We start from the raw sequence: 19,730 nt of genomic DNA, 5'->3' as shown, positions 1-19,730 counted from the left end.
ATGCGGGTCGCCCCGCACCACCTTGTCTTAAGCTACTGTTACTACTGCCTTCACAGTTCGGGACTCACACCCTATAGCCTGTACCCATGCCGGGCACACCAACAAAGAAAACCGGTCAAAATTGACCGGTTTTTTTTATAATAATGAAACGAGGGCAGAACATGTCTTGCCGTGTCCTGCCCTCGTTTCATCACTGATTGAATGGAATGATTATGGATTATGGATTAAGCAGGTTTATTGATCTGCTTAAACCGGTAAGCCATAGTCATGCGCCATGGCAAGAGCATTCCAAACGCGATGATAAAGAATATCCCGCTTGTCTCTTCATACGAGATATGCTGTTCAAAATAGATTTTCATGAGCAGTCTAACTATAAAAAGCCCTGCGAATATGAAAACAAACGCTTTAGACATCACCATGTAAATGCCATCTGCTCTTCTCTCGAATTTAGTCGTCATGATGAGCAGGAGCGAAAAAACAACGCCTGTTAAAAAGGCTTCTCCTGCTTTTATGAATGAAATCTGGAACACAGGAAACAAAAACATGGCGAAACCGGTGCTCATAAATAAAGGCGGCAGCATAATCTTTTTCAACGAAACGGGCTTTTTCGAGGCTTTCATCCTTATCCCCATCATCACGAAAGCCATCACTATGGCCAGGATGCCGCTAATTGCAATGAACATACTATTGATCAACCTTCCTGTTGTTCCCGCTCTCCTCTGTCCTCTGCAATGGCCAAAATAATGGTCATCGTGATGCCGACTACCGTCAAGTATACACCTAGATCAAAAAGCATGGCCGTTGCGAGCTCTGTTTTGCCGAGCAGCGGAAAATTAAAATAGCCGAACGTATGACTGAAAAATTCAGCTCCAAACAAAAACGAACCAGATCCCGTCAATACGGCGATCAAAAGCCCTGCTCCGATAAAATACCGGAAATCAACACGAATTACCCTTTTCATCGCTTCCATGCCGTATGAAATATAAAGCAACAGCAGGGCGCCGGAAGCCATCAGCCCTCCAACGAAACCTCCACCTGGTGCATTATGGCCAGAAAAGAACGAATTGATTGAAAAAGCAAGAATGATAAACACGATGATATTGGCTGTTGTTTTTAATATAACATCATTGCTGCGCATCAAATACCTCCTTTACTCAAAAACCTTGAAATCCGCCGAACAGTTCATTTGTTAGAAAGCTCGTTAAATACGTCAGCCAATCAAAGTAAAGCAGCACGCCCATCACTACCATTAGTGCGCCGCCTACTTTAATAAAATGGCGGTTATACTGCCTGATGATCGTCAGCTTGTCTAAAAAGAAGCTGAGAAAGAAAAACGGTACAGCGAAACCGAGCACATAAAAAAACATATACATCATGCCAGCGCCCGGATTTGTCAAAGCAAGCGCCATCACGCCTCCTAAAATCGGTCCCGTGCATGGTGTCCAGCCAGCAGCAAATCCAACACCGATTAAAATAGACCCGATAAATCCAGAAGGTCGCTGCTGAAAGTGGAGCTTCTTATCTTTCATTAAAAATTTCGGTGTAAAAATGCCGAGTATGATAAGACCAAAGAAGACGATAAAAATCGCACCGGCTTGCCTGAGTAGATCTTTGTAAATGAAAAAAATGTTTCCGATAAACGATGTGCTTAATCCGAGTACGACAAATACAATAGAAAAGCCGAGTAGAAAAAAAAGAGTATGCAGCATCGCCTTGCGCCTAAACATGCCCTTTTCTTCTTTTAATTCCGAGACACTCATACCTGTTATGTACGATAAGAACGCTGGATAAAGCGGCAGGCAGCATGGCGAGATGAAGGAGAGCAAACCTGCGCCAAACGCCAGCAGCACATTCAAGTCATTCATTATAATCCCCCTTATATACATTTCTTATCTTAATGGATATGGCGCAGCAACTCAACTATACGCCCTGTGTAACTCATTATTATGCTCGGCCTTCTTCTTGAATGAAAGCAAGAAGGAAAAAAAGCCGAACAATGACATCGTGACGAAACACAATAACAAGAGGCTGATTCAAGCTCTTCACGCGTAGTCACTAGACGTTAACTTTTTTTGTGTTAAGTACTCATAATATATAGCTTTATTAACATTTCGTATAAAAAAGCTTCGCAATGCTTTATTGCGAAGCCATTTTTCACCTTGAACACTCATATCCTGTATTCACTCGTTACAGTCCCCAGCCTGACAGTACATCATGGATCTTTTCAGAAGCTTCTTCAATTGACTCAATATTTATTTCTACACACTCGTTTTCATAACGGCCGTGAGCATGGCTGTACCTTGGGTCATAATAATGCTCCAGCAGCAGAGCGATAACTTCTTCATAGTCATATGAATGAAGAGCGGAAGTGATATCTGGAAATACTTCCGGTGCGATCCTTTTGCCTAATTTCATAACGGCATCATGGATAGCTTCTCTATAGTTTTCTGGCTGATAAAGTTTGCTAATGTACGAGACGCGTTTTCTAAAAGGAACGTTCAAGTAAATCCTTCTGCCCGAATATTTTCCCCTCAGCAAAAAATCCGGAACAACCGCGCGGCCGATCCTTTTGCTTTCTGATTCGATCATCCAGTATGGGCTTTCTTCGAGATCTCTCAGGCGGTGAAACAACTGAGCTTCGAAATCCTTCTGTGTCGCCGGATTTTCACCGATCTGGCCGAAAATGGAGCCCTTATGCCTTGCCATCTTTTCCATATTGACGACCGGCAGCCCTTTTTCCTGCAAGGCAGAAAGGATATCTGTTTTCATTGTTCCGGTAAGCCCTTCAAGCACGATAATCGGTTTTTGAGATGATTCTAATGAAGAAAGGTATGCATCGATCTTCTTCCGATAAGAACGTATGCCGCCTTCTGCTTGTTTGCACGGCAATCCCATCATCGTCATCGTAACCGCGATGCTTCGGCTTCTCATCCCTCCCCTGGCACAGTAAATCGTCAGCTGTTTGCTAGGATGCTCTTTCGAGAGATTCGTAATGGCTTCATAAATAGCCGGAAGTTTCAATGATACAATCTCGATGCCTCTTTTTTTTGCGGCTTCTTCGCTTACTTGTTTATATATCGTACCCACTTCCGCTCTTTCCTCGTTAGAGAAAATAGGAAGATTGACAGCTCCCGGCATCCGGAAATCTTCAAATTCCTGAGGTGACCTGACATCGATAAGACTGAACTGATCGGGGTTATTTAAAATCTCATCGATTGTTGCTGTATTCAAACTGTGCTCGATCATTTTCAAGCCCTTCTTTCACTATAGAAAAAGCACCCGCAAATGCCGGGTGCTTTTGTCCACTTTATTTCATCTGCTTGTTCATCGCCTGCATCATTTGATTGATTTTCTTCTGCGACGGTTTTTGTCCCATTTGCATCATCATAACACGCAGCATGTTTTCATTAATAGGCGGGTTCTTTTGCAAGTAGCTCATCATGTATTTGCGGGCGATGAAAAATCCAATCGCGATTCCTGCAATTAAAGAAAGAACACCCACAAGGATGTATAACCAAGTCATTTCAAAACTTCCTCCTTCATGTTGTCTAGCACTAGTTTACTATAAATCATAGTGCTGGTACAAGATGGAGGCAAAATATTTACGCGCCGTAAAACGAGTTTAGTTTTACAGGGAAAAGCCAGCCGTATTTTTTCGCCTCAAAATCCATTGCGAGAAACCGTGTTTCCACTTTCCGCAACAGTTCAAACATGGTTGTTTCAGCGTCAAACGTGCCTCTGCTCTCGAGCATTAAATAATCACGGTTCAAATAAAGGTGGACTTCGCTTTTGGACAGGGTGATGGAAAACACATTTTTTCTTGTGTCAAAGCTTGAACCCGGTACAGATAATCGCCATAAATAACTCATAAGCTTTTCTGCTTCGATCGGCAAAGTGATATAAGCGGTCTGTTTTTGCGCGATGCTTCTTTTATCTGCGTTCTTGCTTTTTCTTTCCTCTAAAAACAAAGAAAAAATTTTGGACTCTTTTCCATAAAATTCGTGAGCCACATCTTCGCGAATCTTATACAAAAAATATCCCCGCATGGCCCTGTCCTCCTATAGCTTTTTCATTATTATACGCGATAATCCCTCGGACGGCTTGTCTAAAAGCGGCGCGAAAATGCACTAGTTTTGACGAAAAAAGAGTCTCCAAAGACCTTTCCTTCAGAGACTCGTTATTTTTCTCTATTTCATTAATGCTTTTACCCGGTTCACGACGTTTTCTGGAGTAAAGCCATATTCTTTAATGATTGTCGCCCCAGGTGCTGAAGCACCGAAAGAATCGATCGCCAAAACATCGCCAGCGTCGCCGACATATTTATGCCACCCTAGAGAAGCTCCCATCTCAATTCCTAATCTGATCTTCACGTCAGAAGGAAGCACTTCTTCCTTATAACCAGCGTCCTGTTTTTCAAAACGGTCCCAAGAAGGCATGGATACGACTGAAGCTGCAATATTTTCTTTCTTAAGAAGCTCTTGAGCCTCTACTGCAAGGCTGACTTCCGAACCTGATGCTAAAAGAAGGACATCTGCTTTTCCTTCAGCTGGTGAAACCACATAAGCCCCGCGTTTGACACCTTCATATGCCAGTTCTTTTGTAGAGGAAAGAATCGGTAAATTTTGGCGGGACAACACAAGCACAGTAGGCTGGTCAGTGTTTTCTATCGCAAGTTTCCAGGCAGCATTAGATTCATATCCGTCTGCAGGTCGAACGACAGAAAGGTTAGGCATCGCCCTTAATGAGCTGAGCTGCTCGACAGGCTCGTGTGTCGGTCCATCCTCGCCTACTGCCACACTGTCATGTGTCAGAACGTAGGTAACCGGAAGACCCATTAGCGCAGAAAGCCTTACAGCCGGACGAAGATAGTCTGAGAACACAAAGAACGTACCGCCGTAAACTTTAAGGCCTCCGTGAAGGGCCATGCCGTTCAACGCTGCCGCCATTCCGAACTCACGCACGCCAAACCATATGTTGCGCCCACTGTAATCGTTTCTTGAAAAGTTTTTCTCATCTTTCATGAGCGTGTTGTTTGATCCTGCAAGGTCAGCCGAACCGCCGAATAACGCAGGGACCTTTTTAGAAAGTGCGTTGATGGCAGCACCTGAAGTGGCACGAGTCGCAATCGGCTTATCGAAATCTGGCATGTCACTATCCCAGTTTTCAGGAAGCTTCCCAGCAATCGCCGTTTTTAATTCTGCTGCAAGTTCCGGATGCTTATCTTCGTATGACTTAAAGAGTTCATCCCACGCTTGCTGTTTCTTTTTCCCTTCTTCTTTTAATGCTGCAAAATGCTCTGTAACTTCTGAAGGTACGTGGAAGTCTTCTTCAAACGTCCATTTATATGCTTCTTTCGTAAGCTTGATCTCATCAAGACCAAGCGGAGAACCGTGAGAAGCCGACTTTCCTGATTTGTTCGGTGATCCATGGCCGATTACCGTTTTCACTTCGATCAAAGCTGGTTTCGATGTGTCGGCTTTAGCCGCTTCAAGCGCTTTTTCAATTGAATCCAGATCCGTACCGTCTTCTACGAAGAGAACTTGCCAGCCGTATGCTTCAAAGCGCTTTTGAATATCTTCTGAGAATGACATATGAAGATCGCCGTCTAATGAGATGTCATTTGAATCGTAAAGAACAACAAGACGCCCAAGGCCAAGGTGGCCGGCTAGTGAAGCGGCTTCAGATGAAATGCCTTCCATCAAGTCACCATCACCGCATATGGAGTACGTATAATGATCAATAACATCCATGCCGTCTTTGTTATATTTAGCCGCTAAATGGCGCTCTGCCATCGCCATTCCGACAGCCATAGCAAGGCCTTGGCCAAGAGGCCCTGTGGTCGCCTCTACACCAGCCGTGTGGCCAAACTCAGGGTGCCCAGGTGTCTTAGAGCCCCATTGACGGAACTGCTTTAAATCGTCAATTGTAAGACCATATCCAGAAAGGTGCAGCAAGCTGTACAGCAGCATGGATCCGTGTCCTGCTGAAAGCACGAAACGGTCCCTGTTAAACCATGCAGGGTCAGCCGGGTTATGGTTCATGAATTTCGTCCAGAGGCTGTAAGCCATTGGTGCCGCACCCATTGGCATGCCCGGGTGTCCGGAGTTGGCTTTTTCTATACTGTCGATCGATAATGTGCGAATCGTATTGATGGATAATGTATCAATTTCTCTTGCCAATTCTATCATCCCTTCGTATGTATGCATTTTTTAGAATTACATCATATCTATTATCTCATATAAAAACAAGAAAAACAGTTATAGCACGTTGATTATTGTTTGCAACTATGCATCTCATCATACAAAAAGAAGCCTGTAATATAACACAGGCTTCTTTAAAATTTATTCCGCTTTATTAAGCGAGTCCTGGAAACTCACACATCATTCGGTCGCTGTCTTGATCATAATCCATTTTCATGTTATCGACGAGCCATAGCTCATGAGGCTTCACAAAGAAACGAAGGCCCTCTACTTCTTGAACATAATCCTCTTCACCCGGGGTGCCTGGAGCCGCTCCGAGTGAGAATCCGCCGCTGTCGCCGCTTCCTGCATACTTCACGAACAGCCGGATGCCTTCCTTCGCCCCAAGTTCCATATCCCTGTACAGTGCTGCTGCATTACTCGAAATTGAAAATGCCACAATATCACCCTTTCATGTGTTGTTATATAACAGTATATACTTTTCAGAAAATTATGCAACAAAAAAATCCGCTTCTGCACAATGGCATCTGCGGATTTTTTCTTAATGCTTGATCTGACCTTGATTTTTACTCTGCTTTAACTTTTCAGGTGTTACATCCTCACCGTTTGGATCCACAAACGTGATGGACTGAAGATCTGTAACAAATGACTTTCTGAAAGTCTGGATGTATTCTTTTCGAAGAGCTTTTTGTTCGTTGCTTTCTTCTATAGTCAATCCGTCTTTTTTTGCTTTATTCGCCAGTGCGTTTATACGGTCGATTTTTGTTTTTGGAAGCATCATCAACACTCCTTTTCATAGCATCCCTTTATTGGCTTCATACGTCCAGCCTGAAACAACGGTGATGCACTTCCACTATCGTACAAAAAATCGGCGGTTATGGCTACTCTTTTGCTTCTGTTTCCATATATTCAATATATCTTCTATTCACAGTCGCTTTTGAAATATCGTATCCAAGGCCGTTCAACGTTAAAGCAATATCTTTAAACGTGAGCTTTTTTTCTCTCAGCCGAACAATTTCCAATATAGGCGCTTCTTTCTTCTCTCTGCCGCCCTGCCTTAAATTGTGCAGATTTTTTTCCGGACGGTAGCCGTTCTGAACCGCTTTTTTCATCCCGCGGCGGATTTTCATATTATGCAGCTTGCGCTGATATTCCTCAACTGCCGAAACAATCTCAAACACCATTTCATCTGCTTCAGACAGGTTGTATTCTCCTGATCCGGCATAGGTATAAATTTTTTTGTTGAACTTGATCAAATGGTGCAGGATAGCCATCTTTACCTTTCCTCTTCCGATTCTTGTTTCGTCTTGGATCAGCAGACAATCGAATTCGCCTTCTCTGGCCATATCGAGCACTTCAAGCATGCCATCGCGATCTAAGCTGAATCCGCTCGCTGTTTCAGAAATAACCGCTGTCACGTTCAAGTTATGCTGCATGGCAAGTTCCCGCAGTTCTTCAATCTGCCTCTCTAACGAAGACTCTTGCTCCTCTTTATCTGTACTTACACGGGCGTAAAGCACCGCGTTCCGTTTATCACCTAGCTGCTCTTTACCGGAATGATCAGCTTCTGCCCAGGAACGAGCTTCGCTGTATGTAGATTGTTTTTCTTTTCTACCCATGAAATAAACTCCCTTGCTTCTAATGAGTGCTTATGCTGCAGCTTTTCAGAGATGCTCCAAAGAGATTCACCCTCTTGTACTGTCACTGTTTGGTAATGGTTTTCTTCTGCAGACAAGTCAGCTGCTGAAAACACCATAAGCCCTGCCACCATTATAAAGAATAAAATATGAAGTATGCCATTTTTCATTTTTAACCCTCCTGCCGAACGTTCGTTTGTATTTGTGATCTTAATTTATCACAGAACATTTGTTCGCGTCAACTTTTTTCTCGAACTTATGTTTGTATCCTTAGTTTTCCCATGCTATACTTTTTTTAAGAGATTTCAGTAAATGAGGTGGCGTCATGTCTAAATTATCCAGAAGACAGCTTGATATCCTGGATTTCATCAAGCTGGAAGTCAATCAAAAAGGCTATCCGCCTTCTGTTAGGGAAATTGGTGAAGCAGTGGGACTTGCATCTAGTTCTACAGTGCATGGCCACCTGGCACGATTGGAGAAGAAAGGGCTCATAAGAAGAGACCCAACAAAACCAAGAGCCATTGAGGTACTCGGTCTGGAAGATAACTTCGAGGCAAATAAAAGCATCCAGATCCCTGTCATCGGGAAGGTAACAGCTGGTCTTCCAATAAGCGCGGTGGAAAATGTGGAAGATTATTTCCCTCTCCCCGAACATATGGTAGGAGATGATCAAGTTTTCATGCTTAAAGTTGTTGGTGACAGTATGATCGAAGCTGGCATTCTCAATCATGATTTGGTCGTTGTTAAACAGCAGCAGACAGCGAACAACGGAGACATCATTGTTGCGATGACAGAAGACGATGAAGCTACAGTAAAGCGCTTTTTCAAGGAAAAGGATCATATTCGCCTTCAGCCTGAAAATTCATCGATGGCCCCTATCCTGCTTCCTTCTGTAAAAATTCTCGGGAAAGTTATCGGTGTTTATCGAACAATCCACTAAAAGAACCGCCATTTGGCGGTTTTTTTCTTTAAGAATGCATAACTTGTTGATGAGGCTGGCTTAACGTCTTGGCGACAGCCAGGTATTCTATACATGCTTCTTTTCTTTGGACGATTTTCGTCATTTAAGAAAAGAAGCATTTTTGTTTTAAATTTACGGTTAAGGGTATTTATTGAAGGTAATTTCAATAGAGAAAGAAAGGTTGGTAAGATGTGTCCAGTATATACACGCAATCCATGAAGCTTAAATCGGTACATAACTTTGAAGAAGCGGCACAGAACATTCTATATTTCATGAGCAAGCTGATCAATATTAACACTTTATTCGTGGCAAAAAACGATAAACAGGTGAATGAAATTCAGAAAGTGCTCAACCGTGAAGAGATTCTATTAACAGAAGGCACCATTCTCCCCTTTGAAGAAACCTTTTGTAAAATAAGTGTCGACCATGGCCATGAAATATTGACCATTGAAGATATAACGGAAAACCGCCTTACAAAGCACCTGGGTGTTACGACTAACTTAGGGGGAGGCAGCTTCATCGCCATACCCATCTATTACGAAAATGGCGAGAACTATGGAACGATATGCGGCCTTGATAAGAACAAGCTTCAATTTACCGATCAGCATATCGAACTGTTTCAAACGATGTCATCGTTATTAACATATGTTCTTGAACTGGATCGTGCGAATAAAGAGATAAAAGAGCTGTCTGTACCAATCGTTCCGTTAACCAAAGGTGTAGCCATATTACCTGTGATCGGAGAAATTAGTGAAACTCGCGCAGAAATCATTATCCAAACTACTTTGGAGAACTGTATTCAACGCTCACTTGATCATATGATTATTGACTTGTCCGGAATCAGCGATATTGATCAAAATGTGAGCGGGCACTTGCTGAATATCGTGAAGCTGTTAACATTAATCGGTGTGACACCGATCCTTACCGGCTTCAGACCTGACCTGGCAATAAAAACTCTCGACACGTCTATGGACTTTAAAAATATTATCATCGTTAATAATGTGGAAAGTGCCCTTTCCCATATCGGATTCACTCTTAACCGGAATCTTTAGAGAGAAAAACCCCTGATGCGTCTGCATCAGGGGTTTCTACTCTCTTAATACATGCTCATATATTGTTCGCGTTCCCAAGGGTGAACTTGTGTGCGGAACATATCCCATTCGATCTCTTTTGCTTCGATAAAGTGTTCTGCAGCATGCTCACCGAGAGCGTTCATCATGATTTCATTTCTCTTCAAGTTTTCTAGAGCTTCTTTTAATGTAGCCGGAAGATCTTTAATTCCTGCTTCTTCGCGCTCTTCCTTATCCATCACATAGATGTTGCGGTCGATCGCTTTAGGAGCCTGAAGCTTGTTCTTGATTCCGTCAAGACCAGCTGAAAGCAGGAGAGCCATCGCCAAGTAAGGGTTAGCCGTTGGATCTACACTGCGCACCTCAATACGAGTTGAAACGCCGCGCGAAGCCGGGATACGGATGAGCGGGCTGCGGTTTCTCATAGACCACGCAACATAACAAGGCGCTTCGTAGCCAGGTACTAAACGCTTATAAGAGTTAACCGTAGGATTCGTCACAGCCGTAAAGTCTTGAGCGTGCTTCAAGATCCCTGCAAGGAACTGCATCGCTGTTTCACTCATGCCAGTTTCTGTGCTTTCATCATAAAACGCGTTCTCACTGCCTTTGAACAAAGACATGTTCGCGTGCATTCCTGAACCGTTCACACCAAACAGCGGCTTCGCCATGAATGTAGCGTGAAGTCCATGCTTGCGAGCAATCGTTTTGACAGCAAGTTTGAACGTCTGAATGTTGTCACAAGTAGCGATTGCATCCGCGTATTTGAAATCGATCTCGTGCTGACCAGGAGCTACCTCATGGTGAGATGCTTCGATTTCAAAGCCCATGTCCTCAAGTTCTAGCACGATATCACGGCGGCAGTTTTCGCCAAGGTCAGTTGGTGCAAGGTCAAAGTATCCGCCTTTATCGTTAAGTTCAAGCGTCGGCTCGCCTTTTTCATCATTTTTGAACAAGAAGAATTCCGGCTCTGGCCCGATATTGAAATCCGTATAGCCAAGCTCTTCCATCTCTTTTAGAACACGTTTTAAAACGCCGCGAGGATCTCCCGCAAACGGTGTTCCGTCAGGATTGTAGATATCGCAGATCAGACGGGCAACTTTTCCCTTTTCAGAAGTCCATGGAAACACAACAAAGGTGTCAAGATCAGGATAAAGGTACATATCTGATTCTTCGATGCGAACGAATCCTTCGATTGAAGAACCGTCAAACATCATCTTGTTATCCAACGCTTTTTCGAGCTGGCTTACTGGGATCTCTACATTTTTAATTACGCCTAATAGGTCAGTGAACTGCAGGCGGATAAAACGGACGCCTTCTTCTTGCACTTTTTTTGTAATGTCTTCTTTAGTGAATTTAGCCAAAACAATCTCCTCCTAAATGTTGGTTACAAGATTATTGTTTCATAAAACGGGATAATTCTCCCTGTATCAAAGAAGCTTTTCCGAACCTTCCGCCATGAAGCAGCTCGCGTTTGAGCTGGCGGTAAATCGCTGATTCAGTAATTTCTTCTTGATTGTTTTTTTGAGCCTGATGAAGGAGCTGGGCCGCTGCCTGGCTGTTTAGTTCAAACACGCGTTTGATTCCGGCCATGTTCACGCCTTGTTCAAGCAGTGTTTTGATCTCAAGCAGCTTATCAACGTCATTGAAAGAAAACAGCCTGCGGTTTCCATCAGACCGTGCCGGATGAATCAGCTCATGTTCTTCATAATAGCGGATCTGGCGTGCTGACAGCTCGGTCAGCTGCATGACAATGCTGATTGGAAACAGCGGCATATTTCTTCGGTTATGGTCATTCATAATGTGCGCCCTCCCTTCAACTAATGATATCTTATGTGATATCTTCTAACATGTCAACACATGTGAGGAAAATTAACATTATTTTTTTCTGATGCACCCTAAAGTGAGCTGACTAAACAACATTCTCCTGTTTTGAAACAAAAAAACGGACTAACAAATTTGACTGTGCCATTGTTAGTCCGTTTATGATTACTTTATTCGCTCACTGCAATCATTTTCTTGTCGAGCAGCTCGTCTACAGCTGAAAGGATGGATATTTTCACATGTTCGTATGTTAATCCGCCCTGAACGAACGCAATGTATGGCGGTCTGAGCGGTCCATCTGCTGTAAGTTCGATGCTGGCTCCTTGGATGAACGTTCCTGCAGCCATGATCACATCATCTTCATATCCTGGCATGTAGCCAGGATATGGTACAGCAAAACTGTTTACAGGAGACGATGTTTGAATCGCCTGGCAAAACGCGATCATCCTTTCTCTGTCGTGGAAGATGACTGATTGAATCAAATCGGTCCTTTTGCTGTCATAAGCAGGGTTTGTGCTCATCCCAACGCTTTCAAGAAAGGCCGCTGTGAATACTGCCCCTTTCAAAGCTTGAGCTGTAACGTGAGGCGCCAGAAAAAAACCTTGATACATTTCAAGCAGACTATAAAGAGAGGCCCCTGCCTCCGTTCCGATGCCCGGAGAAGTCAGGCGGAAGCCGCAGCGTTCTACAAGGTCCTTTCTTCCTGCTATGTACCCTCCCGTTTTCGCAAGCCCTCCTCCAGGGTTTTTGATTAAAGATCCAGCGATCAGGTCAGCACCTGCTTCAATCGGCTCTTTTTCTTCCACAAACTCGCCGTAGCAGTTATCAACGAAAACAATGACGTCAGGCTTGATGGATTTAACAAACCCGATCATCTCAGTGATTTGGGCTATCGTGAACGATGGACGGTCTGCATATCCTTTTGAGCGCTGTATGCCGATCATCTTCGTATTTTTATGGATCATCCGTCTTACGGCTTCGTAATCGATTTCGCCGTCTGGCGTGAGATCTGCATGCTGATAACCGATTCCAAGCTCTTTTAGCGAGCCTGTACCTGTCCCTCTAAGTCCTACGATCTCTTCAAGAGTGTCATAAGGTTTTCCTGTAATATAAAGAAGTTCATCGCCCGGAAGCAGCACACCAAAAAGAGAGAGAGAGATCGCATGAGTGCCTGAAATAATTTGCGGGCGGACAATTGCTGCTTCAGCTTTAAAGACATCAGCATAGACGTTTTCTAACGTGTCTCGGCCATTGTCATCATATCCGTATCCTGTAGATGGATGAAAGTGGTGATCGCCGACCCGGTTTTCTTGAAAGCTTTTGAGAACCTTCAGCTGATTGTACTCTGAAATGCGGTCAATTTCTTTATGCTGCTCCTTTATTGCTGCTTCTGCCTTATGGCTAAGCTCCTCTAATACGCTGCCATGTTTAAATAGTGTGAACATGCTGTGCTCCTTTTGCTTCAATTGCTTTTTGGAAAGTGATAATCTTTCGGGGCGTAGCCCTTGCATTCATAGACCCCTTTGTCTTCATTAAATGACTGATGCATCAGGATGGTGGCAGACTTTAATTCCGAAAGCCATTTGCCATCACTCGCCTGTACCTCGATATGATAATATTCCATCAGCTTCATGATTTCTTTTTCCGTCCTCTCACGAAGAATGGCAATATCTTCATTATGAAGAGCAGAAATAGATAGTGATGATGTCCCTGAAGGCACGAAGCCTTCTGCAAACAAATCTTTCTTATTAAAGACCGTCAGTACAGGTATACTTGAAGCGCCTAGCTCGTTTAAAATCTTGTTCACGGTACGTTCGTGCTGCACCCTGTCTTCATGTGACCCATCGATCACATGCAAAAGAAGATCGGCTTCCTTCACTTCTTCAAGCGTAGAACGAAAAGCGGCAATAAGAGAAGTGGGCAGATCTTGTATAAAACCTACTGTATCGCTTGCCAGCACGCTCAGACCGTGTGGAAGCTTCAGCTTGCGAGTGAGCGGATCAAGTGTTGCGAAAAGCTGGTTCTCTTCATAGGTACCGGCTTCGGTCAGCCTGTTAAAGATCGTCGATTTACCTGCGTTCGTATATCCGACAAGAGCGACTTGAATCACTCCGGCTGTTTTCCTTCGGTCTCGGTGCCTGTCCCGGTGGCTCGCGATCTGAGTGAGAGACCGTTTCAGTTCATGGATGCGGACGCGTATGTGGCGCCTGTCTTTCTCAAGTTTCGTCTCACCCGGTCCCCTTGTACCGATTCCTGCTCCTAGCCTGGACATCGTTGACCCAATCCCAGAGAGCCTTGGCAGCATGTATTCGAGCTGAGCGAGCTCCACTTGAAGCTTGCCTTCACGGGAACGGGCACGAATGGCAAAAATATCAAGAATAAGCTGAGTCCTGTCAATTACACGAGCGGACAAGCTGCGAGAAAGGTTACGGTTTTGGCTAGGAGTAAGCTCACCATTAAAGATGATCAAATCTGCTTCAAGCTCGCTCTCAAGTGCTACGATCTCCTCAATTTTTCCGCTCCCGATATAGGTAGCCGAATCATAACGGTCCCTCTTCTGTGTCACAACGGCCGCGACCGTTCCTTGAGCTGTTTCGGTCAATGATTTTAGTTCGTCGAGTGAATAAAAAAAATGCTCGTCAGTCTGCCTGGATAGCTGGCATCCAACGAGAATGGCTTTTTCAGGTTCTGTTTTCGTGTATTCGTTCAATACGATTCTCCTTGCACTTAATATCTTCCATCATATCAAATGGTGCAGCTCTAATCCAGAACAAGGTCATCGCTTAGTAATGTCATCAATGTTTTTTTATCATGCCGTAATTCTTTGAGCAAGCGCACCGACTGCTTCCGTATTCCTTTTTCCACTAAGTTTCGTACATACCTGCCATTAGAAAAGGAACTCTTCCCCTGTTCAAGCACAACCCTTTGCAGATGCTGCTTCAGCTTGGATGCACATTCTCTCGTCATCACATATTCGCGTTCTTCCACCATCCGCATGCCTATTTCCATCAGCTCGTTCACACTATAGTCAGGAAATTCCATGATGAGGGGAAATCGCGAAGGCAGACCAGGGTTCAGCTTGAGAAAGCGGTCCATCTCTTGCGAATAGCCGGCAAGGATTAAGATAAACGAATGCTGCTGATCTTCCATCGCTTTTACGAGGGTATCCACTGCTTCTTTACCAAAATCCTTTTCCCCGCCTCGTCCTAGTGAGTAAGCTTCATCAATAAAAAGAATGCCGCCGCTTGCTTTTTTGATCAAGTCTCTTGTCTTCTGAGCCGTATGCCCTATATATTCACCCACAAGATCCGCCCGCTCTGCTTCAATGAGATGCCCCTTCGTTAGCACGTTCATATCATGAAACAGCTGGCCGAGAAGTCTTGCGACCGTTGTTTTCCCTGTCCCTGGATTCCCTTTGAACATCATATGAAGAGCTTGTTTCTCTGTTTTCAATCCCCATTCCTGTCTGCATTTATTGATATACAGCCAAGCATAGATCTCTTTGACAAAATATTTGAAGTCATCCATTCCAACCAGTTTGTTCAGCTCTTTTTCAATCTTTATGAGCGGAAGATGCGCTTCCATATGCTGCAGCTTTTTTTCCTGCTGAAGCGGTGCGTCCTCTTTTTCTTTTTCACCCGGCTGATTCAGCACGATGTTGATCTGCCTTTTATTTTTCGCGGCAATTGGATCATTCAAGGATCTTCACCTCTTTTCTGAGTCTCCATGATCAGCTGATATCTTTTTCTTCAACACCTGCTCTCCTTATTTGTATGAATCTCGCCCCGTTTATACGACAAGGCATAGGCATGAATTATTATACAATTCCAACATTTTCAAAATATATTGCGTTGAAAGCGTTTTCGGGAATAAGATGTATAAATATGAAGCTTATTTAATTTGTACGTTTCTTGGTCTAATCGATTTGGAGGAAATATAAATGAATAGAACTAAACAGGCACTGATCGTTTTCGCCGGTCTTCTGCTGACCGCGATCGGTACAAAGCTTTTGACGATCAGCTCTTTGACATTCGGTGGAACAGCAGGCATCGCTACATTGCTTTCGTTTACATTTGACGTTTCATGGGGTCTTCTCTTTTTTATGGTGAACCTTCCCTTCTTCTATCTATCGATCAAAAGGCTTGGGATGCTTTTTTCATTATCAACCTTGCTTTGCATCATTTTGATCTCTTTCGTATCCGATGCTCTTGACGTCTTGCACCTGCCTGCGCTACCGGCACTCGCAGCAACTGTGATGGCTGGCCTATTGATCGGAGTCGGCGTTAGCTTAGTCTTGAACAACGGTTCCTCGCTCGGTGGCATCCATATTCTGGCGATGTACTTCGAACAGTTCTTAAAAATCAATAGAGGGCTTACTCTGTTTTTGACTGATCTTGCTATCGTTTTATCAGCAGCGTTCATTGTAGGATTGGCGAATGCCCTTTATTCTGTCATCGCGATTGCCATTGCCAGCTTCCTCGTTGGAAAGCTTAAATCGATGAAACCGGCAAACGAAGACGGCATCACGTTAAAAGAACAAAAAACGGCTTAAACATTGTGCAAAAAAGCTGGACCTCGTTTGCGGTCCAGCTTTTTTGCATCTATATTGTCGAGAAATGCGCTTGCCCCGGAAATAGGATCATTCATAAATATCACTTCTGCCTTTGTTTCCGTCTTGTTTTTTTGCATCTTCCATTTTTGTGTTTTTGTATTGACCGCTAAGAGGCGGTATTTGGCCGATTAAAACTCCAACTTGGTTATAGATCTTCCCTTTCATATCATGATGGCCTTCCCCAATTTGGACACCAAGTCTTTGGATCTGCATCACTTTCTTTTGGTCAGTCGTAATAGCCGCGGTACGTCCATGTGAATTATCCTTCACTGACTCATATACTCTTCTCCGCAACAAGTGGTCTTCCGTTGAAGAAGGCCTTCCTTCCCGCTCAATGCCGATTAAGGTGTACATTCCTGTTACGATAACGTGGCTCTTCTTCACACCTTTCACCTTGTCTGCCAGTTTGCTTATTTCTTTAGCATAATGGACTTCAGAGCTTTTTTCTTCGACGACAGGCGAATCGTTTTCAGAATTTGGGAGTTCATGACTTACTTTTGATGGATTCCTGTAATGCTGATCGGTTTCCTTCGTGAATACGTTGCCGCAGCCTGATGCTGCCATCAGGCATACCAGCCAAAATGCACATCTTTTCATTGTTTGTTCCACTTCCCTTTTCTTCCTATTGTTCAATCGAGGACCCCTATTTATTCATGAACAAAGGGAGATTTGGTATAATGGAAAAAAAAGGACTGGTGTGATAATCTTGGATCATTTTCCTCATTTGCCCGGCTATGCACAGCACTATCTTCTTGCCCTTTTATCAGATGGAAGGAAAGAGAGCACACTTCGACGGTATTATTATGATTTACACGATTTCTTTGCCTGGATGCGAGTTAACTTCAAGGATGATGCACTGCCCTCGCTCAGTCACTTAAAAAAAGAAGAGGTACAAGAATATTTACGCTTCTTAACCGACCAGCGCAAGTATTCCACGTCCACTATGACGAGGGTAGAGACCGTGCTGAAGAGACTTGGTGTTTATTTGGTCAGAACAAATGCTTTGTCTGCTAACCCCTTTCACATAGAGCGTACCGTTCATGCTGAGGAATTAACTGACGATGATTTTGTTTCTGCCGAAGAAATAAACCAGCTGTTTTCCGTGCTGTCATCTTTGGATGGATTGACCGAAAATCAACTAAAGCACCGACCTCTTCTTATCGCACGGAACAGAGCTATCTTGCATCTGCTCGTTTATCATGGATTAACATTGAAGGAATTGAGCCAAATTAAGATGAAGGATCTTCGGCTTCACCAAAGAGAGCTTCGATTAGAAACAAGAATATGCCAACTCCAACAAAAAGATCAGCAGTTATTGAGTGAGTACTTAAATAGCATCCCCGAACCTGTAAGACCAAGGCTGCATTCAAATGATCCGCTTTTTGCTGCTTTCGACTATCAAAGGGGTACATACCGATGGGATTATGTACGCAGTTCCCCAAAGCCTCTTACGATCATCGCTATTCAAAAAATGCTTAGACAGGAAATTCGCCGCGGCGGCCTGCGCAGCGGTTTGTCATCACAGCATTTCAGGCGTACATTCATTTTGTCACTTATTGAAAAAGGTGCAGAAGATCATGAAATGCAACAGATGCTTGGCCTAAAAGCGCTCCTGTCGATTAAACGCTACCGCAGCTACGCCCAGCAGCGGTGAATCTTTAAAGTAATGGTTAGTAATAGAGAAACAAAAAAACAGCCTTTTTTCCATAAAAGAAAGGGCTGTTTTTTGCTTCTTAATATCCATTTATTCAGCAGACGATTGAAGGTCTACCGGCTTATGTGGAGTAAACGTGGAAATAGCATGCTTATAAATGAGATGCTGCTTGCCTTCTGCTTCAAGGACGACCGTAAAGTTATCAAATCCTTTCACTAATCCTTTCAGTTGAAAGCCATTCAATAAATAGACGGTAACATAAATATTCTCTCTTCGAAGCTGGTTTAAGTATTGGTCCTGAATATTAACGGTTTGCTTCATTTTTTCACAGTCCTCCTCTTTGCGCACTACAGTTTATACATTCTCGTTATCGCTGTAATTCTCCTTCAACAAAATTTAAAATTTCCTTAAATTTTTCTTGATAAGGTTTCTCGCCCATGTCGAACCATGTCGCATCAGTTTGATTTTTGAACCATGTCAGCTGCCTTTTTGCGTATCTTCTAGAGTTTCGCTTTAAAAGTTCCACGCACTCATTGAGTTCCATCTCATGCCTGAAATACGGAAATAGCTCTTTATAGCCGATGGCTGTTACTGCTTGCGAACCTTCTATCTTCCGTTCAAACAGCATCCGTGCTTCCTCGAGCAAGCCTTCCTTCATCATCGTATCGACACGCTCATTGATCCGTTCGTACAGCCGGCTTCTCTCCATCTCCAACCCGACCATGATGAGATGATAAGGTGATTCCTCGCAGCGCGATTGAGTATTTCCCACTTGAGCAGACATGGCCACTTCCAGAGCTCGAACGACTCTCCGTACATTGTTAGGATGGATGGTTGAAGCCGCAGTGGGATTTTGCATCTGCAGAAGACGATGCAGATGTTCCGCTCCCCTTTTTTCCGCTTCTTTTTCTAACTGTAGACGCAGTTCAGGATTGCCCCCGGCTTCTGGAAATTCATAGCCATGTGTGACACACCTGATATATAGCCCTGTGCCTCCAGCAATAATCGGAATCTTTCCGCGGTTGTTTATCTCTATGATGAGTTTTGATGCCATTTTTTGAAATTCTGCAGCAGAAAAGGTTTCATGAGGTTCCTTAATGTCAATTAAATGATGAGGTATCCCTTCCATTTCTGCTTCCGTGATCTTAGCGGTACCAACATCAAGACCTTTATATATTTGCATCGAATCGCCACTGATTACTTCTCCGCCTAGAGCCTTTGCCAGTTCAACGCTGGTTTTCGTCTTCCCGACTGCAGTTGGTCCTGCTGTAACAATTAATCTTTGTTTCATGGCTGTCTCCTAGAGCACTTTATAGAAATTACAAGAGTATAGTCGTTTTTATTGTAACAGATTGCCCTTTTATCTTTCACGCTTTAACACCTCATTAATCGTTCACACACCAAACACAGCAGACTGCAATATATTAAGTGAACAGGAGGTGTTCTTTATGAGCGGTGAGGCAGAGTTCGTGGAACAGGCATTTGCTTTGCTTGATATTCTCACGGTTCTTCTTGTTGAGGATAACCCAGTCCTTGGAGTATCCTTTGTCGTGCTCGTGAGAATGGCAACAGACGATCGTCTGCAGCGCCTTCTCTTTATTATGCTGGTTATCGTCCTGTCGCTGGCTCCACATCATTGATAGAAACGTACATAATAAAGAAAACTTGGCTGACGCCTTAAGTCAGCCTTAGTTGCCCTTACACTTTTTCCTAAACTTTTTGACTGCGTCGACTTTCTCCTCTGTTAAAAAGTTATCTTTTCTTAAAGTGTAAAG

General features: G+C 43.7%; 24 protein-coding genes. 5 read left to right on the top strand and 19 right to left on the bottom strand.

All coding sequences use genetic code 11. The features are described from left to right. Positions 1-224: 224 nt before the first annotated feature. The 11 genes from ACFQPF_RS11330 to yneA all read right to left on the bottom strand — a co-directional run bounded on the left by ACFQPF_RS11330 (position 225) and on the right by yneA (position 8,007). A complete protein-coding gene (locus ACFQPF_RS11330; RefSeq protein ID WP_379749674.1) occupies positions 225-683 on the bottom strand; it encodes a CcdC family protein in 459 nt (152 codons plus the stop codon). 8 nt (positions 684-691) lie between these two features. Beyond that, positions 692-1,138: a Na(+)/H(+) antiporter subunit B gene (locus ACFQPF_RS11325; protein ID WP_379749672.1), complete on the bottom strand. Its 447-nt coding sequence runs from the start codon at positions 1,136-1,138 to the stop codon at positions 692-694. A 16-nt stretch (positions 1,139-1,154) separates the two neighbouring features. Then, positions 1,155-1,865: a cytochrome c biogenesis CcdA family protein gene (locus ACFQPF_RS11320; protein WP_379749670.1), complete on the bottom strand. Its 711-nt coding sequence runs from the start codon at positions 1,863-1,865 to the stop codon at positions 1,155-1,157. A 322-nt stretch (positions 1,866-2,187) separates the two neighbouring features. Beyond that, positions 2,188-3,246, bottom strand: a complete 1,059-nt coding sequence (gene mnmH / locus ACFQPF_RS11315; RefSeq protein WP_379749668.1) for a tRNA 2-selenouridine(34) synthase MnmH — start codon at positions 3,244-3,246, stop codon at positions 2,188-2,190. A 61-nt stretch (positions 3,247-3,307) separates the two neighbouring features. Beyond that, positions 3,308-3,523, bottom strand: a complete 216-nt coding sequence (locus ACFQPF_RS11310) for a YneF family protein (protein WP_379749666.1) — start codon at positions 3,521-3,523, stop codon at positions 3,308-3,310. A 79-nt stretch (positions 3,524-3,602) separates the two neighbouring features. Beyond that, entirely contained in the window at positions 3,603-4,046 is a 444-nt protein-coding gene (gene sirA, locus ACFQPF_RS11305) for a sporulation inhibitor of replication protein SirA (RefSeq protein ID WP_379749664.1), read from the bottom strand. Between the two features lie 141 nt (positions 4,047-4,187). Continuing rightward, on the bottom strand, positions 4,188-6,188 hold the full coding sequence (gene tkt, locus ACFQPF_RS11300) for a transketolase (RefSeq protein ID WP_379749708.1): 2,001 nt from the start codon (positions 6,186-6,188) through the stop codon (positions 4,188-4,190). Between the two features lie 166 nt (positions 6,189-6,354). Beyond that, the gene (locus tag ACFQPF_RS11295) at positions 6,355-6,639 is read right to left on the bottom strand and encodes a HesB/YadR/YfhF family protein (protein WP_379749662.1); all 285 of its coding nucleotides are present in this window, start codon (positions 6,637-6,639) and stop codon (positions 6,355-6,357) included. A 102-nt stretch (positions 6,640-6,741) separates the two neighbouring features. Beyond that, positions 6,742-6,981, bottom strand: coding sequence for a DUF896 domain-containing protein (locus ACFQPF_RS11290; protein ID WP_379749660.1), 240 nt, complete (start codon positions 6,979-6,981; stop codon positions 6,742-6,744). A gap of 100 nt (positions 6,982-7,081) precedes the next feature. After that, complete coding sequence (locus ACFQPF_RS11285) at positions 7,082-7,819, bottom strand: YneB family resolvase-like protein (RefSeq protein ID WP_379749658.1); 738 nt, start codon at positions 7,817-7,819, stop codon at positions 7,082-7,084. Next, on the bottom strand, positions 7,738-8,007 hold the full coding sequence (gene yneA, locus ACFQPF_RS11280) for a cell division suppressor protein YneA (RefSeq protein ID WP_379749656.1): 270 nt from the start codon (positions 8,005-8,007) through the stop codon (positions 7,738-7,740). Before yneA ends, ACFQPF_RS11285 begins: the two co-directional genes overlap by 82 nt. A gap of 155 nt (positions 8,008-8,162) precedes the next feature. On the opposite strand from yneA, the gene lexA reads away from it, so the two are divergent. Both lexA and ACFQPF_RS11270 read left to right on the top strand, forming a co-directional pair. Beyond that, positions 8,163-8,777, top strand: a complete 615-nt coding sequence (gene lexA / locus ACFQPF_RS11275) for a transcriptional repressor LexA (RefSeq protein ID WP_379749654.1) — start codon at positions 8,163-8,165, stop codon at positions 8,775-8,777. Positions 8,778-8,989: 212 nt separating this feature from the next. Then, positions 8,990-9,850, top strand: coding sequence for an STAS domain-containing protein (locus ACFQPF_RS11270; RefSeq protein WP_379749652.1), 861 nt, complete (start codon positions 8,990-8,992; stop codon positions 9,848-9,850). A gap of 44 nt (positions 9,851-9,894) precedes the next feature. Here ACFQPF_RS11270 and glnA read toward each other — a convergent pair whose 3' ends face one another. The 5 genes from glnA to spoVK all read right to left on the bottom strand — a co-directional run bounded on the left by glnA (position 9,895) and on the right by spoVK (position 15,388). Then, complete coding sequence (glnA, locus tag ACFQPF_RS11265; RefSeq protein WP_379749650.1) at positions 9,895-11,229, bottom strand: type I glutamate--ammonia ligase; 1,335 nt, start codon at positions 11,227-11,229, stop codon at positions 9,895-9,897. A gap of 31 nt (positions 11,230-11,260) precedes the next feature. Beyond that, on the bottom strand, positions 11,261-11,665 hold the full coding sequence (locus ACFQPF_RS11260) for a MerR family transcriptional regulator (RefSeq protein WP_379749648.1): 405 nt from the start codon (positions 11,663-11,665) through the stop codon (positions 11,261-11,263). Between the two features lie 194 nt (positions 11,666-11,859). Then, entirely contained in the window at positions 11,860-13,134 is a 1,275-nt protein-coding gene (locus ACFQPF_RS11255; protein ID WP_379749646.1) for a methionine gamma-lyase family protein, read from the bottom strand. A 17-nt stretch (positions 13,135-13,151) separates the two neighbouring features. Next, positions 13,152-14,399, bottom strand: a complete 1,248-nt coding sequence (gene hflX / locus ACFQPF_RS11250; protein ID WP_379749644.1) for a GTPase HflX — start codon at positions 14,397-14,399, stop codon at positions 13,152-13,154. Between the two features lie 50 nt (positions 14,400-14,449). Next, positions 14,450-15,388, bottom strand: coding sequence for a stage V sporulation protein K (gene spoVK / locus ACFQPF_RS11245; RefSeq protein WP_379749642.1), 939 nt, complete (start codon positions 15,386-15,388; stop codon positions 14,450-14,452). Positions 15,389-15,629: 241 nt separating this feature from the next. On the opposite strand from spoVK, the gene ACFQPF_RS11240 reads away from it, so the two are divergent. Continuing rightward, the gene (locus ACFQPF_RS11240; protein WP_379749640.1) at positions 15,630-16,241 is read left to right on the top strand and encodes a YitT family protein; all 612 of its coding nucleotides are present in this window, start codon (positions 15,630-15,632) and stop codon (positions 16,239-16,241) included. Between the two features lie 87 nt (positions 16,242-16,328). On the opposite strand, the gene ACFQPF_RS11235 is transcribed toward ACFQPF_RS11240, so the two are convergent. Then, positions 16,329-16,898, bottom strand: coding sequence for a YhcN/YlaJ family sporulation lipoprotein (locus ACFQPF_RS11235; RefSeq protein ID WP_379749638.1), 570 nt, complete (start codon positions 16,896-16,898; stop codon positions 16,329-16,331). Positions 16,899-17,007: 109 nt separating this feature from the next. Here ACFQPF_RS11235 and ACFQPF_RS11230 point away from each other — a divergent pair, with 109 nt between their 5' ends. Continuing rightward, complete coding sequence (locus ACFQPF_RS11230) at positions 17,008-17,955, top strand: tyrosine-type recombinase/integrase (RefSeq protein WP_379749636.1); 948 nt, start codon at positions 17,008-17,010, stop codon at positions 17,953-17,955. A gap of 90 nt (positions 17,956-18,045) precedes the next feature. On the opposite strand, the gene hfq is transcribed toward ACFQPF_RS11230, so the two are convergent. Together hfq and miaA are read right to left on the bottom strand one after the other, a co-directional pair. Then, positions 18,046-18,276 carry an RNA chaperone Hfq gene (gene hfq, locus ACFQPF_RS11225; RefSeq protein WP_379749634.1) on the bottom strand — a complete coding sequence of 77 codons (231 nt, stop codon included), beginning with the start codon at positions 18,274-18,276 and terminating at the stop codon, positions 18,046-18,048. Between the two features lie 46 nt (positions 18,277-18,322). Next, the gene (gene miaA, locus ACFQPF_RS11220) at positions 18,323-19,246 is read right to left on the bottom strand and encodes a tRNA (adenosine(37)-N6)-dimethylallyltransferase MiaA (RefSeq protein WP_379749632.1); all 924 of its coding nucleotides are present in this window, start codon (positions 19,244-19,246) and stop codon (positions 18,323-18,325) included. Between the two features lie 157 nt (positions 19,247-19,403). Between miaA and ACFQPF_RS11215 the strand changes: the two genes are divergently transcribed. Continuing rightward, positions 19,404-19,595 (top strand): hypothetical protein, encoded by a 192-nt coding sequence (locus ACFQPF_RS11215; protein WP_379749630.1) that lies wholly within the window; start codon positions 19,404-19,406, stop codon positions 19,593-19,595. The last annotated feature ends 135 nt before the right edge of the window (positions 19,596-19,730 follow it).

It is taken from the genome of Fictibacillus iocasae (assembly GCF_042665465.1).
Lineage (GTDB): Bacteria > Bacillota > Bacilli > Bacillales > Fictibacillaceae > Fictibacillus > Fictibacillus iocasae.
The sequence above is the reverse complement of the archived record's forward strand: the minus strand, read 5'-3'. Positions and strand labels throughout refer to the sequence as shown.